Source organism: Mycoplasma elephantis ATCC 51980 (assembly GCF_000687815.1).
Classification (GTDB): Bacteria; Bacillota_I; Bacilli_A; order Mycoplasmatales; family Metamycoplasmataceae; genus Mycoplasma_H; species Mycoplasma_H elephantis.
Genome location: NZ_JHXU01000008.1, coordinates 25,366 through 39,189, shown reverse-complemented (window position 1 = coordinate 39,189; position 13,824 = coordinate 25,366). Strand labels below are relative to the sequence as shown.

Genomic DNA, 13,824 nt, shown 5'->3' with positions numbered 1-13,824 from the left:
TTCAAGCAATAACGCCGGTGTTTAAGAATATGCTTGATGAATCAAATAAAAAACAAGAAGATAAATTCAAAACAATGTTAGATGAATCTAATAAAAAACTAAAAATTGAGATTCTTGATGAAATTAATCCTAGATTTGACGGAATAGAAAATGATATAAAAATCTTAAAATCTGATGTAAAACAATTAAAATCAGATGTTGCCGAATTAAAATCAGATGTAAAAATGCTTAAATCATTTCATATTGAAGAAATTAAAAAATATAATGAAAAAAATAGGAAATAATATAGTATATGTTTATGTTTATATCTTTAATTTTTAGTTAAAATTCGATATTTTAATAAGAAAATAGTTTATTCAAATTTTTATATAAAAAAACGAGAGATTAAGTATAAGAAGTTGAGATATTAAAAAGTTATACTAACAATTTGTTATTTTATTGTTTAAGTTTATCGTGTTAAAACGTTATTTCATTATAAGGTGAATTTTGTATTTTTTATTTTTACTTTTTTAAAATCATAATAAAAGATATATAAGTTTAAAGATAATATTTTTACATAATTATCTCATTATTTTAGGTATTCTTAGTATTTTAAAGTGGTATTTTGATACAAATTTAATAAAATTTGTAGTTATAATAAGTTTTCAATAAGTAGAACCGTAAATAATATATTATGACTATATATTAATTATTTTCTAAAAATATGAACGTTTTAGTGATATGTCTAAGTTTTCTAATTATCATCCATAAAAACATTTAAGGATATATAAGATTTTTGTAACCTAATTGATTAGCTAGATATCATTAAAATATTTGATAATAAATATTTTCAATATAAAAAAATACATTTTTCAATAAATTTCAATTTAATTTGTAGATATTTATTGTATTAAAATAATTATTTGTTTCCAAATTTTCTTTAACAATCAAGCTTTTATTTATTCATAAAATGTAATTATTAAAGTTTTAAATCTATAAAAATGTATATTTCTTTTTTCTCAAAAAAGAAATAATTTTAATTATTGCTTGAGATTCAGATAAATTGTTTTTCTGGCAATATTTTACAAGTTCTAAGTCTATATTTGTTTCATTATCACAATTTTCGAAACCTAACTCATATAAGTAAGAAGGATAATGTTTATTAATTTCTAAGATGCAATTTACAAAGAATGTCTTTTGATTTATTATTGATTCTTTTATTATCTGTAAAAAAATAAGCAAGAATCCTGTTGTTTGATCTTCAATTTTTGTGGGCATTATTCCAGGAGTATCTAATAGATAAAAGTCATCAATATTTGATCATGTTAATTGCTTTGTGACGCCTGGTCGATTTTCAAATTTAAGTTTATTTTGTTTTAGTAATAAATTAATAAGTGATGATTTACCAACATTTGGCATACCCATAACAAAAATTTTAATTTTCTTATTATGAATACCTTTAGAATAAAATAATTCTTTAATTTTTTTGCTTAGTGTGTTAATTTTATTGATTAATTTAAACCTATCAATTGTAGATTTAGAATTCAAAAATATAAAATTTTCAAATTTTAAAAGCTTTTTACATTCATTATCTTTTGTTGTGTCTCTCAAATCTGATTTGGATAAGACAATTAACACATTCTTATTTTTGATTAATTTATTTATATCGTTATTATAAGTTTTTAAAGGGTATCTCGAATCTAAAACAATAATAACTAAATCTGAAATAGAAATTATTTTTTCTATTTCCTTTTTTGATTTTGCCATATGTCCCGGAAATCAATTAATATTCATCTGATCTTGTTTCATTAAATTTAATCTCCATTTTTAGTAATTCATTTTTTAATTTTGAGATTGTGTTATTTTTTGTTTGAATAGTATCTTCTAAAATTATGTTTTTAGCTCTTAAATCTTCATTTTCTTTTTCGAGTAAATTTATTTTCTCATCGTATTTTTCCATTATTTGATCAACGTCAGGTATATAATATCCAACTATATCTCTTCTAATTTCTCTTTTCATATTTTCTTCTTTCTAGTTCATATAAGACAACCGCATTAGATGTGGCCACATTTAAACTTTCAAATTTAATAGGGATATAATACATTTCATCTAATACTTCAATTATACTTTGCGAAATACCGTTTGATTCATTTCCAAAAACAATGCAATAGTTCTCATCGGATAATTGTGTTATGTTTTTTGCATTTTCATTTAATATTGTCCCTATTATTTTATGAGACGATTTGAGTTTAATTAAGTCATTTTTTAAATTATTAGTTTGGATAATATTTAATTTAAAAACGCTTCCTTTGCTCGCTCTTAATGTTTTATCATTATATAAATCAACACCTTTGATAATTAAATTTTCTATCCCAAATGCTACACAATTTCTTATAATAGTTCCCAAATTACCGGGATCCTGTATATTGTCCAGAGCCACTATTTTTCCATTGATTGGTTTATTTTTTAGAAAATTACATACCGCAAAAATATCTTGTGGAGTTTTAGATAACAAAATTTGTTTTATTTCATCATTACTAACCAAGAAGTCAGGATTATTTTTAGGATTTGATGAATATATTTTTAGTTCTATATTGTTTGCTTTCGCCTCATTTATTGAATCATATCCTTCTATAATAAATTTTTCTTCTTGATAACGATATTTTTTAATATTTAGTTTTTTAAGATATTTTATTTCATTTTTAGTCATTTTTTAATAAATAGTCCTTTGATTTTTGTACTTCAAATTTAGAGAGGTCTGGAAAATCTAACTGTCTCATAATTTCGTAACCGATTACACAAACAGAATTTGCTAAATTGATGCTTCTATTTTTTTCATACATTGGTATTCTTAAGCATTTATTTATATTTTTCTTTAAAATTTGTTTATCAATACCCGTAGATTCTCTTCCGAACATTACAAATATATCATTACTTTTTTTAGACTCTTTTAAAAAATCAATATCAGAGTAGGTTTTTAATCCATATCTTGTAATATAAAAAATATTTTTATCTTTATACTTTTTATCAAATTCATTATAGTTTTCGTGAATTTCGTGTTCTATATCAGAAAGTAAGTGACCGGCAGCAGGTCTTTTTAAATATTTGGGAAGCAAGTCAAAACCTAAAGGTTTTATTATGTGTAATTTAGCCTTTAGCGCAAAACATGTTCTTATTATATTGCCTGTATTAGGGCATATCTCTGGTTCATACAATACTATATTTAGCATAGAACATATTATATATTCTAATTTATATAAAATTAATATTAAGTATCGGAGCCTTAATTTTTTTTATAAGGAACAAGTTGCTATTATTTTTAAAAAATAAAAAATATTAATTTATTTTGAACAAAACAATGTTTTTGTATTACTTCATTGAACACAATTTCTCTTTATTGCTTTTCTTAGTTTGTAATCAAAAATTTTTCTAAAAAATCAAGATGCATTTTTTAAGACTTTATTGTAATCTTCGCGAGTAATCTTAATTATTAAATTAGATTCACTTAATCCTTTTATATATTTTGGAAGAATAATTCTCAACATAAATAAATGTTCTAAATTTAATTTTTCTAGTTCTGAAAATAATATTTTTTCTCCCGTAATTCTTCTATCATTTCAACCGCTAGACATTGTATTATTAGGTCTGGAAAATCAATATATAGCTCCTACTTTTGGAATAATAAAATTTTTATTTGTTTTTTTAAGCATCTTGTAATACAAAATGTAGTCTTGATATGACACATTTTCAATTAAGTCATCAATTTTGTAAAATAAAGATGTTTTAAAAATAGTTGAACAAGGAATAATGCTAGGAAAGAAAGAATAGTTTTTGCCATTTATAAATATTTTAGGATTTAGAATAATGGACAATTTCCTAAAATATATGATCTTAGTTTTGAAAATAGCTAGATCAAAATTAATTTTTTTGTCTCATTTTAGTAAATATTTTAAAAAATTTGATGAAATCTTATCATCTGCATCTAAAATCAAAGTGTATTTGGTATTAACGATTTTATTGTTTTTGGCATAGTTTATAACTGAACCTCAATTCCCATTTTCTTTACGAATTGTTTCTATATTATCGTATTTGTCGCTAAATTTTTTTGAAATCTGAAAAGTTGAATCCGTTGATCCATCATCTATAATTTTTACTTCTAAGTATTTTTGTCAATTTTTATTTTTTGTAATTGATTCGATAGTCCTAATTAAATAATTTTCCATATTATAGGCAGGAATAATAATTGTGCAAATTTTTTCATCCATTTTATATTCCTTTCTTTCTTAACACAGATTAATCTTATTTTAAAATTATATTGTTTTTAAAGAACTTTAGCATATATAGATTTAAAAGAAGAATAAAAGTTGATAAACATTTAAATTAAAAAATGTATTTTCATTTTGTTTTAAAAATGAAATAATTTTAAAATATTCAACACAAAATCAATAAAAAATAATGAAAATATTGATTTTGTGTTTTTATTAAATTACTTATATTAATATATAAATATATATTAATTTTATATATAATAATTAAGAAATGACTAAGATATTAGTAGTAAGTGATATACATGGTAATCACAAAATAGTTGAAAAAATTGTGAATGATGCGAAATACGATATAGCAATTTGTGCTGGTGATTATGAATTGGATTTATCTTTTATGCAAAAATATTTTGACTTTTTTGTAGACGGTAATAACGATTTTAATAACCATAAAACTTATTATGATCTAGAAATAGAGGGTCTAAATATTCATGTTGAACACGGGCACAAAATAGGTTCGTATAGTAATTTAATGGATAAAGAATTTATGTTTCGCCATTTAGAGAGTATGAATTATGATGTTTTATTAACTGGGCACACTCACTTTCCATTAAGTGAAATAAGAAATAATAAATTAATTTTAAATCCTGGTTCATGTTCTTATCCTCGCTTTAATTCTAAGCCTAGTTATTCTATAATAACGTTAGAAGATAAAAAGATTATAGGAGTTACACAACATACTTTATAAGGAGTTTTATGGAGAAAAATAAAGAAAGATATTTATTTTGCATAGATATAGATGGCACACTACTTGAAAATAGCTCAGAAAATTCAATTAGTCAAACAAATAAAGAAGCTATTTTAAGAGCTTCACGAGAGGGGCATATCGTTTGTCTTATAACAGGCCGCCCTTGAAGAAGTACTAAACCAATCTATAACGAGCTTAATTTGAATACAGTTGTAGCCAATTATAATGGAGCACATATTCACAACCCTAGTGATGACATGTTTATTCCTTATATAGAATATTTAGATTTAAATGAGATGTTATATATATTAGGCGACCCTGTAGTTAAAGAAGAAGTATCTAATATTGCTATTGAAGGTCCAGGATGGGTACAGTTACAAAAAAGAGATTCAGATCTTGAGCGTGTATTTGGGTTTAAAGATGCTGTGAAATTTGTTGAAGGTTTAAATTTTGAAAAACTTCCTTTAAAACCTACTGGTATTGTATTTGATGTAAAAGAAACAACAGATGTTGAAAAATTAAGAATGTATCTTAAAATAAAATATGGAGATTTGGCAGAATTCTCATATTGATCTAAAGGCGAAGGGTTAACACCTGTATTTGATATTACAAATGTATCGGTTAATAAAGGGCGTGTTATATCATTATTGCTAAGGTATTATGATATTAAAATAGAAAATTCAATTTGTATTGGAGATGGTTTCAATGATGTATCAATGTTTGAAGTTAGTGGTATATCGGTGGCAATGAAAAATGCACCACGAGTAGTAAGGTCTCGCTCAGTTGTTAAATTATCTAAAACAAATAAAGAAAGTGGTGTAGGATATTACATAAATAAGTTTTTAGATAACCCTCAACAAGAAAAAGAAAAAGCACAAGAAATAAAAAGAAAAAGATTAGAGAAAGAGTTAGGAGAATAATATGGAAATGGAATTTATTTTATTTGATGATGCAAATATTGATTTATCGGATAAAAAGGTAATAGGAATTGATGAAGTGGGAGTTGGAGATTATTTTGGTCCCCTTGTAAGTTGTTCTGCATATATACCTTTAGAAAATATTGATAAAGTTAAAGAGTTAGGGGTTAAAGATTCTAAAAAATTGTCTGATGCAAAAATTCAAGAAATAGCTCCTGAATTAAAAAATTTAGTACGTTCATTCATATATGTGTTAAGCCCAAAAGGTTATAACAATATGTCGAAATATAATAATGCACATGAAATGAAAACATTCGCGCATATAAAAACAGTGAATACCGTTTTCCAAATGATGGGGAGATACCGTATGGGTAAACCTGATTTTTATTTTATGGATCAATTTACAAATTTAGACAAAACTAAAGAATATTTTGAAAAACATTTGGAAAAAAATAATTTTGCAAACTTGAAACCTTTTAAATCACCTTTACTTCTTGCGCACAAAGCGGAAGATAAATCATTAGCGGTTGCGGTTGCATCTGTTTTAGCTCGTAATGCATTCCTTGAATCTATGGCGTTGTTAAATGAAAAATATAATACAAAATTTCCATTAGGTGCATCTAATGATGTGAAAAGATTTGCTAAAGATTTTTTTGCAAAAGAAGAAAATAAAAAAGACCAATTTAGCTTATGTAAATTATCTTTTAACATGGAAATTGAAGAATAAGGAATAAAAATGTTCAACTTTTTAGCTAATAGAATTACTAAATCAATTAACAAAATTGCTAAAAAAACGCTAATAAAAGAAGAAGATATTATAGAAGTATCTAGAGAGATAAAATTATCTCTTTTAGAAGCTGATGTTAATCTTTCTATTGTAAAGAAATTTGTAAAAAATGTACGTGAAAAAGCAATTAATGCAAACATCAACTCATCACTAAATGCTTCGCAACAATTTATCAAAATTGTAAAAGATGAATTAGTTGATGTTCTTGGTAAAACTCCGCAAAAAATAAATATCGACCATAAACCATACATTATTATGATGACCGGTTTGCAAGGTAGTGGTAAAACAACAACTTCAGCAAAAATAGCTTTTTATCATAGAAAAAAGAAATTATCATCAAAACCAATTTTAATAGCCGCAGATATTTATCGACCAGCAGCTATCGAACAACTTGTATCGTTAGCTAAAAATGTTTCTATTGATTATTATGAAGAAGGCACTAATACGGATGTTGTTAATATTGTAAAAAATGGGGTTAAAAAAGCTAAAGAAAACGACAATGATCTAATTATAATAGACACGGCTGGTCGTTTATCTATTGATGAAAAATTAATGGATGAACTCTTAAATATAAAAAAAGCAGTAAAACCAGACGAAATTATATTTGTTGCTGACGCAATGTCTGGTCAAGATATTGTTAATGTAGCTAAAATATTTCATGATAAATTAAATCTAACATCGTCAATAATTACGAAACTTGATGGTGATGCTCGTGGTGGTGCTGCACTAAGTATAAGAGAACTTTTAAAATTACCTATTAAATTTATAGGTACTGGCGAAAATATATCTAACCTAGATCTTTTTTATCCTGAACGTATGGCCGAAAGAATACTTGGCATGGGCGACGTGCTTAGTTTGATCGAAAAAGCTCAAGATGTAATTGATGACAAAAAAGCTAACAAAATGTTAAACAGATTTGTTTCAGGTCAATTTACATTAAATGATTTAATGGATAATTTACAACAAATGAAGAAAATGGGAAAATTATCAAAAATTCTTCAATTAATCCCCGGTGCAAATAAAATATCTGAAGATAAAATTTCTGCCGCCGAAAAAAAATCACGTGTATTTGAGATTCTTATTAATAGTATGACAAAAAGTGAGCGCAAAAATCCAAAACTATTAAAAGATGCCAATAGAAAAAATAGAATAATTAAAGGTAGCGGTAGAACTCGTCAAGAATTTAATTTATTACTTAATGAATATGAACAAATGTCAAGTAAAATTAAATATATTTCTAAATCAATTAAAAGTGGAAATTTTGATCCTTCTCAAATTGTTGGTTCGGGAAACGGTATTTTCTAGACATAAAAATGAGCATAATATTTTGGTCTATTTGTTTTGCAAATTAATATAAACAAGATTATAAAATATAATAAATACAACTCATAAATTAACCATATTGAGAATTGGTTAATTTTTATTACTAAATTAAAAGAATTAAAAAAATAAATTGTGTTTTCAAAAATTCAATAAATTAAATTTGAAAAAGGAATTAATCATCATGTAAGAAAAATAATTGGGTAAATAATAGAAATTATAATTGTATATATAATTCCATACAAAGGCATAAATAAAGATATTGAGCCATTAAGATATAAATTTAGGGTTATTGAAATAATATTTATAAAGAATCAAAAAAATATGTTTTTTAAATATTTATGTTTAATTTTCACTGAATTAATTAAATTTATGAAAAACGAAAAAACAAAAGTTAAAACAAAACTTAACGAATAGATATTATTCACATTATTTAGTAAATAAAAATTTAAAACTATAAAAAATATATGCATGTTAGACAAATTTTTATTTCAAAATTTTTTATTTATTTTGCTAATTAATAAAATAAAAAAAGTTTTAGTTGAAGGTATTTGAAAATCAATTAGTGAGAGATAAATAAAAATAATTATTAGAGAAATAAAATCTCCGCTTTTAAATCTAAAAATTTTGTTTAGTACCTTATTAATATAATAAATATGAAAACCTGAAATAACAAATAAATGAATAATATTTAAGTTCATGAATTTTTCTTTCAATTCTAGATTATTTATTTTGCCTAATATAAAAATATTTGTAAAGTCTTTATATAGATTATTTTGAGAATTTACAAAGTTTTCAATATAAGTTTTTATAGAATAAGATTTGCTAATTAAAGTTTCTGTTTTTAATTTTAAATTAAATGTAATATTTCTAGATTTTAAATAATTTATAAAAGATAAATCATTAAGTGTTGTTTTTTGTCCTTCTATACTTACTATTGATCCTATATCAAAATTTGTTTTACCGATTATAAAAGCAGAGCCATTATCTGTAGATATTTCAAATGCATTATTATTTATTTTTATAATTTTACCAATTATATTATTAGTTGTTTTTATTGAGTAAAATGAATCAAAATAAATAATCAAACCAAAACAAAGAAGAAAAATTAAACTTGTAATTAATGAATATTTGTTTAAAAAACTAAGTAATAATGAAATAATTAAGGCAAAAACTCAAAACCATTTTATGTCTCCTTGTATTTTAAAAATCCCGATTAAAGATAAAGGAATTGTAAAGGAGGCAAGAATTAAAAATCTAAAATCAGAATAGATTTTAATTTTTCTAAATAAATCTTGCCAACACCATTTAAGTTGTCAATATCATTTCATGTTATTTTATTGTTTTTGGTTTTAAGTTCAAGAATTTTTTCGGCTATGTTTTTAGGTATTTTATAAGTAGTTAATTGTGTTGAATCGACATAATCCTTAATATGAATTCTTGTTATTTTACTATTTATATAAGGAATATCTATGGTTTCATCATTTATTAGAATAGCATTCATATTTATTTGAGATAAGTCTGCATCCGGTCTTATTTTTGCCATAAATAAAACCTCTCTTAATGATGTGTTTCTTTTCACGATATATAAATTAGGTCTTTCAACAGCGCCCTTAACAATAATTTCTATATTATTATTTTCTTTTTTTACACTTTTTATATTTTCATGTCTACCTATTGTAAAATAACCGATGGTTCCAATAGAACAAAAAAATAGTAAGATTGCGAATACGTAAAATATCTTTTTCATACCTATATATGTCAAAAAAATGTAATTTTCTTAAATAAAAAACTATTTTATTAAAAATAAATGTTTTATAATAGTTAGGCGTTGGCTAATAGCTACATTTTGTAGAGGAAAGTCCGTGCTAGCACCATCTGTGATGATGGTAGTGATTGTGTTAACTCTAATAAAGTTAAGCTTAGACGACTAGTGCCACAGAGACGAGAAAAATGAAACGCGGTAAACTCCACAAGCTAGAAACCCAAATTTTGGTAGGGGAACTAATTCAAGTTAAACGAAGCAAGAATTAGGAAGGAAACTTCAGATAAATTATTAGCACCTTAATAGGAACAGAACACGGCTTATAGACGCAAAAAAACGCTTATGCGTTTTTTTTATTTTTTATTCATTTGAGTTTTATACATGTCAGCATAGAAACCATTACACTCTAAAAGCTCATTATGTTTTCCTGATTCAATAATTTGACCATCATTTACAACTAAAATTAAGTCAGCGTTAATAATGGTTGATAATCTATGAGCTATAACAAAAGATGTTTTACCTTTTTTGAAATCATCCATTGCTTTATAGACTTTTTTCTCGGTTGATGTGTCTAAATTTGATGTGGCTTCATCAAATACTACTATTTCATTATTGGATAAAATGACTCTACTTATATCTAGAAGCTGTTTTTCACCTTTTGAAAAAAAACTGCTATCATTACTAATTATTGTTTCATATTTATTATCAAAGTTTTCGATCTTATCATGAATTTCAGCAACCTTTGTAGCCTTTATTATGTCATCTATTGTTGCCTTATTATTAGAAACCAATATATTATTCTTAATGGTATCTTTAAAAATAAAAGTATCTTGTAGCACTATTGACATATGATTTCTTAAATCTTTAGAATTAATTTTGCTATATGGTATCTTATTAATATATATATCACCAGGAATAATTTCCTTGCCATTAATAATTATTTTATTTCTTTCAACATCATAAAATTTTGTAAGTAAATTTATTATTGTTGTTTTTCCTGCGCCAGTAGGACCAACAAGAGCTACTGTTTGGCCGGGTTTAACCTCGAAACTTATATTTTTTGCTTGAAAATTGGATGATTTTTTATCATATCTAAAATATACATTTTTAAATTCAATATTTGCATGTAAGTTACTTGGTAATTTTTCAAAATCTTTTGGATAATACGGGGTCTTTAAATCATAAAGTTCATAAACCCGTTCAGCGGCTGAAACACCCATAATATAGTTTCCCACCTGCATCAACATATCAAAAGTTGTTCCACAAAAATTTCATAATAAATTAATAAATGCTACTGTTACACCAACACTTCAAGTACTTATTCCAAAAGTAGGAATATTAAAACGGTAAAATACCATGATTAAGCAAAGTCCAATTGCTAAAGCAATATTTACTGCAAAACTGTAATTTGGTTGTAAGAGCGAATTATATGTATATCCAAGTAAGTTTTGTTTTGCTAATTTAGAATTTATTTTATTAAAATCGTGAATAACTTTATCATATTGATTAAAGCTTGTTACAATTTTTTTATTCGATATCATCTCTTCTATATAGGCACTTAATTCCCCAAAATATTTTTGTCTTGCCCTATATGCTTTTCTCATTTTTTTTAAAAGTAAAATTGTAATTGCTAATAAAACATAAAAAATTATGATTACTATAAATGTTAGGGTTGGGGATATTAATAACATAAATAAAAGCGAAAAAATTAAATTAAAAAATGAAGTAAAGAATTCGATCATTATGTTAGTTAATCCCATTTCAAATACTTCAACATCATTACTTAGCCTAGAAATTAATTCACCGCTTTTATTAGTATCGAAGTAGTCAATGTGCATTTTTTGTATGTTTGAAAAAACTTTTTTTCTAATATTTAATATTAATCCATTTGATAATTTTGTTGTGAAAAATAATTGTAATAAACTTGAAAGTAAATAACCTATTGTGACACCAATTAAAAGAGTAATACTGATATAAAAGTTAGAAGGATTATTTATTAAATTTTCAAATCTTTCATTATCAGAACTTCCGGCATTAAGGTCTGGTGTTAAAAAGGAATTAATAATTTGACCAGTAAATCATACAGATGTTGTATAACAAATAGCTCTACATAAAGCAAGAAAAATTACTAAAAAAAAGGTTTTTTTGTTTGATGAAATACCTTTAATTATTTTAAATGTTGTATCCCTTAACTTTTGTGGTTTATGTAAATCATTTTTATTTAAATGCATTATTCACCACCTTGTTCTTGAACTATTTTTTTATATTCAAAAGAATTAGCCAGTAGATTTTCATGACTACCGTTTGCTATTATTCTCCCTTTATCCAACAAAATTATATTGTCACAATCTCTAACTGCGGATATTTTTTGCGAAATAATAATTGTTGTTAATTTAAAATTATTTTTTATGTTGTTTTTAACAGCTTTTTCAGTTAAGGCATCTAATGCTGAAGTCGAATCATCCAAAATAAGAATCTTTGACCTTTTCAATAATGACCTAGCAATTGATAACCTTTGTTTTTGTCCACCAGAAAGATTTTTCCCCCGTTGAACAATTTTATGTTCATACTTATCTGGAAATTTATCTATAAAGTGTTTAGCCAATGAAGCGGAAGCGGCTCTTTCAATTTCTATATTTGTTGCATTTTTATTGGCGAATAATAAATTCTCTTTAATTGTTCCACTATTTAAAATTGATTCTTGAAATGTTATAGAAATATTAGAGTTTAAGTTTTCTGTGTTAATTTCATTTATGTTCTTATCATCAATAATAATTTCTCCGTTATCTGGCAAGAAATTTCTTACAATAAGATTTGCAATAGTTGTTTTTCCACTTCCTGAATTACCAATGATTCCTAAAGACTCATATGGTTTGATTTTAAAACTAATATTTTCTATAGTATTTTTAGATGATGATGTTGATTTATTATAGATGTCTTTATATTTGAAAGTAACATTTTTAAATTCAATACTAGGACTATTAATATATTTATCGCTTATAACATCATCAAAAGAGTTTTTAGAATTTAAAACTGTTTTTATTCTTTTTGCAGAAATTCTACCCCTCATCGTTATTACTAAAATTTGTGTGAGTTGCAAAATTGCAAAAGAAATTAAAATCATGAAATCAATGAAAGCGGTTACAGATTCTAAATACTTTATATCCATATTTTTGTTTGTGTCTAAAATTAAATAACCGCCTCACATTAATATTCCTGAAATTAAAATATTTATTATTGTGAAAACAATAGGATTCATTAATCAAAAAATTCTATTCAATTTTATGTTCAATTTTGTTCATTTTTCAATGCTTTCATTGAAGTTATTGCGTTTTTCGTTTTCTAAATTATAGGATTTTATAACTCTTATTCCAAGTATGTTTTCTCTTGCTTCATTATTTATTAAATCGACAGTTTTTTGTCTATTTTTAATTAAGGGATTTGTTTTAAAACCAATAATTAACACAACAAAAAATATGGTTGGTATCAATATTGCTAAAAAAAACGACATACCAGGATTAACTATAATAGCTAATATGACTGCCCCAACAAGCATAATTGGTGCAGTGACAAGCGTTCTAGAAATTGTTTGCACAACCATTCCAGCCATCATTGCATCACTTGTTAACCTTGTCATTAAGGCGCCAACAGTAATATTATCTATATCTTGTATTGGCATTTTTTGAATTTTTTCAAAAATGATAGTTCTTATTTCTCTTGTCACATTTGCGAAGGCTTTAGCGGAAAAAATGATTGATAAAATAGCTGATAAAAAAGAGAAAAATGTGTTTAGTAAAATTAATCCCGCCAGTATTCAAATAGCTTCAGATGTATTTTTCACATCAAAACTTACAAAATCAATATCAATTTTTGTAATTTCATCTCGTTTTAGTAATAGAGGTATAAATGAAGCATTAAGTCTCGAAAACAACAAGGTCATGAAAACATTTACGATAGTGAATAACATTGAGAAAACCATATATATTCTATATTTTCTGCTTGTCATTCTTAGTAACGCAAACATTTATTCTCCTTTGGTCAA

General features: G+C 24.7%; 14 protein-coding genes and 1 other RNA gene. 6 read left to right on the top strand and 9 right to left on the bottom strand.

From position 1 onward, the window contains the following. Nucleotides 1-284 (top strand): hypothetical protein (locus T380_RS04385; protein WP_027334320.1); only part of this gene is annotated, 284 nt, incomplete at its 5' end. Nucleotides 285-972: 688 nt separating this feature from the next. Here T380_RS04385 and ylqF read toward each other — a convergent pair. The 5 genes from ylqF to T380_RS0102395 form a co-directional block, all read right to left on the bottom strand. After that, nucleotides 973-1,788, bottom strand: coding sequence for a ribosome biogenesis GTPase YlqF (gene ylqF / locus T380_RS03960; RefSeq protein WP_084259840.1), 816 nt, complete (start codon nucleotides 1,786-1,788; stop codon nucleotides 973-975). After that, nucleotides 1,763-1,999 carry a hypothetical protein gene (locus tag T380_RS0102410; RefSeq protein ID WP_027334319.1) on the bottom strand — a complete coding sequence of 79 codons (237 nt, stop codon included), beginning with the start codon at nucleotides 1,997-1,999 and terminating at the stop codon, nucleotides 1,763-1,765. The genes ylqF and T380_RS0102410 overlap by 26 nt, the downstream gene beginning before the upstream one ends. Beyond that, nucleotides 1,983-2,690, bottom strand: a complete 708-nt coding sequence (locus T380_RS0102405; RefSeq protein ID WP_027334318.1) for a TrmH family RNA methyltransferase — start codon at nucleotides 2,688-2,690, stop codon at nucleotides 1,983-1,985. The genes T380_RS0102410 and T380_RS0102405 overlap by 17 nt, the downstream gene beginning before the upstream one ends. Then, nucleotides 2,683-3,210 carry a tRNA (cytidine(34)-2'-O)-methyltransferase gene (locus T380_RS0102400; RefSeq protein ID WP_027334317.1) on the bottom strand — a complete coding sequence of 176 codons (528 nt, stop codon included), beginning with the start codon at nucleotides 3,208-3,210 and terminating at the stop codon, nucleotides 2,683-2,685. Before T380_RS0102400 ends, T380_RS0102405 begins: the two co-directional genes overlap by 8 nt. A 111-nt stretch (nucleotides 3,211-3,321) precedes the next feature. Continuing rightward, the gene (locus T380_RS0102395; protein ID WP_027334316.1) at nucleotides 3,322-4,245 is read right to left on the bottom strand and encodes a glycosyltransferase family 2 protein; all 924 of its coding nucleotides are present in this window, start codon (nucleotides 4,243-4,245) and stop codon (nucleotides 3,322-3,324) included. A gap of 274 nt (nucleotides 4,246-4,519) precedes the next feature. Between T380_RS0102395 and T380_RS0102390 the strand changes: the two genes are divergently transcribed. From T380_RS0102390 to ffh, 4 genes are read left to right on the top strand one after another with little or no spacing between them, the layout of a single operon-like run. Then, nucleotides 4,520-4,993, top strand: coding sequence for a metallophosphoesterase family protein (locus T380_RS0102390; RefSeq protein ID WP_027334315.1), 474 nt, complete (start codon nucleotides 4,520-4,522; stop codon nucleotides 4,991-4,993). Nucleotides 4,994-5,001: 8 nt separating this feature from the next. Next, on the top strand, nucleotides 5,002-5,913 hold the full coding sequence (locus T380_RS0102385; protein WP_027334314.1) for a Cof-type HAD-IIB family hydrolase: 912 nt from the start codon (nucleotides 5,002-5,004) through the stop codon (nucleotides 5,911-5,913). Between the two features lie 7 nt (nucleotides 5,914-5,920). After that, nucleotides 5,921-6,637: a ribonuclease HIII gene (locus tag T380_RS0102380; protein WP_027334313.1), complete on the top strand. Its 717-nt coding sequence runs from the start codon at nucleotides 5,921-5,923 to the stop codon at nucleotides 6,635-6,637. Nucleotides 6,638-6,646: 9 nt separating this feature from the next. Then, nucleotides 6,647-8,002 (top strand): signal recognition particle protein, encoded by a 1,356-nt coding sequence (ffh, locus tag T380_RS0102375; protein WP_027334312.1) that lies wholly within the window; start codon nucleotides 6,647-6,649, stop codon nucleotides 8,000-8,002. On the opposite strand, the gene T380_RS0102370 is transcribed toward ffh, so the two are convergent. Continuing rightward, nucleotides 7,999-9,348 carry an MAG0480 family ComEC-like protein gene (locus tag T380_RS0102370; protein ID WP_027334311.1) on the bottom strand — a complete coding sequence of 450 codons (1,350 nt, stop codon included), beginning with the start codon at nucleotides 9,346-9,348 and terminating at the stop codon, nucleotides 7,999-8,001. The two genes, ffh and T380_RS0102370, sit on opposite strands and share 4 nt — an antisense overlap. Continuing rightward, nucleotides 9,267-9,767, bottom strand: coding sequence for an MAG0490 family ComEA-like DNA-binding protein (locus tag T380_RS0102365; RefSeq protein ID WP_027334310.1), 501 nt, complete (start codon nucleotides 9,765-9,767; stop codon nucleotides 9,267-9,269). The genes T380_RS0102370 and T380_RS0102365 overlap by 82 nt, the downstream gene beginning before the upstream one ends. A 77-nt stretch (nucleotides 9,768-9,844) precedes the next feature. Here T380_RS0102365 and rnpB point away from each other — a divergent pair. Beyond that, nucleotides 9,845-10,110: RNase P RNA component class B (gene rnpB / locus T380_RS04305), an RNA gene on the top strand. Nucleotides 10,111-10,135: 25 nt separating this feature from the next. Here the strand turns inward: rnpB and T380_RS0102360 are convergent. Together T380_RS0102360 and T380_RS0102355 are read right to left on the bottom strand one after the other, a co-directional pair. Next, nucleotides 10,136-12,013: an ABC transporter ATP-binding protein gene (locus tag T380_RS0102360; RefSeq protein WP_027334309.1), complete on the bottom strand. Its 1,878-nt coding sequence runs from the start codon at nucleotides 12,011-12,013 to the stop codon at nucleotides 10,136-10,138. Beyond that, entirely contained in the window at nucleotides 12,013-13,806 is a 1,794-nt protein-coding gene (locus T380_RS0102355) for an ABC transporter ATP-binding protein (RefSeq protein ID WP_027334308.1), read from the bottom strand. Before T380_RS0102355 ends, T380_RS0102360 begins: the two co-directional genes overlap by 1 nt. Nucleotides 13,807-13,824 lie beyond the last annotated feature (18 nt).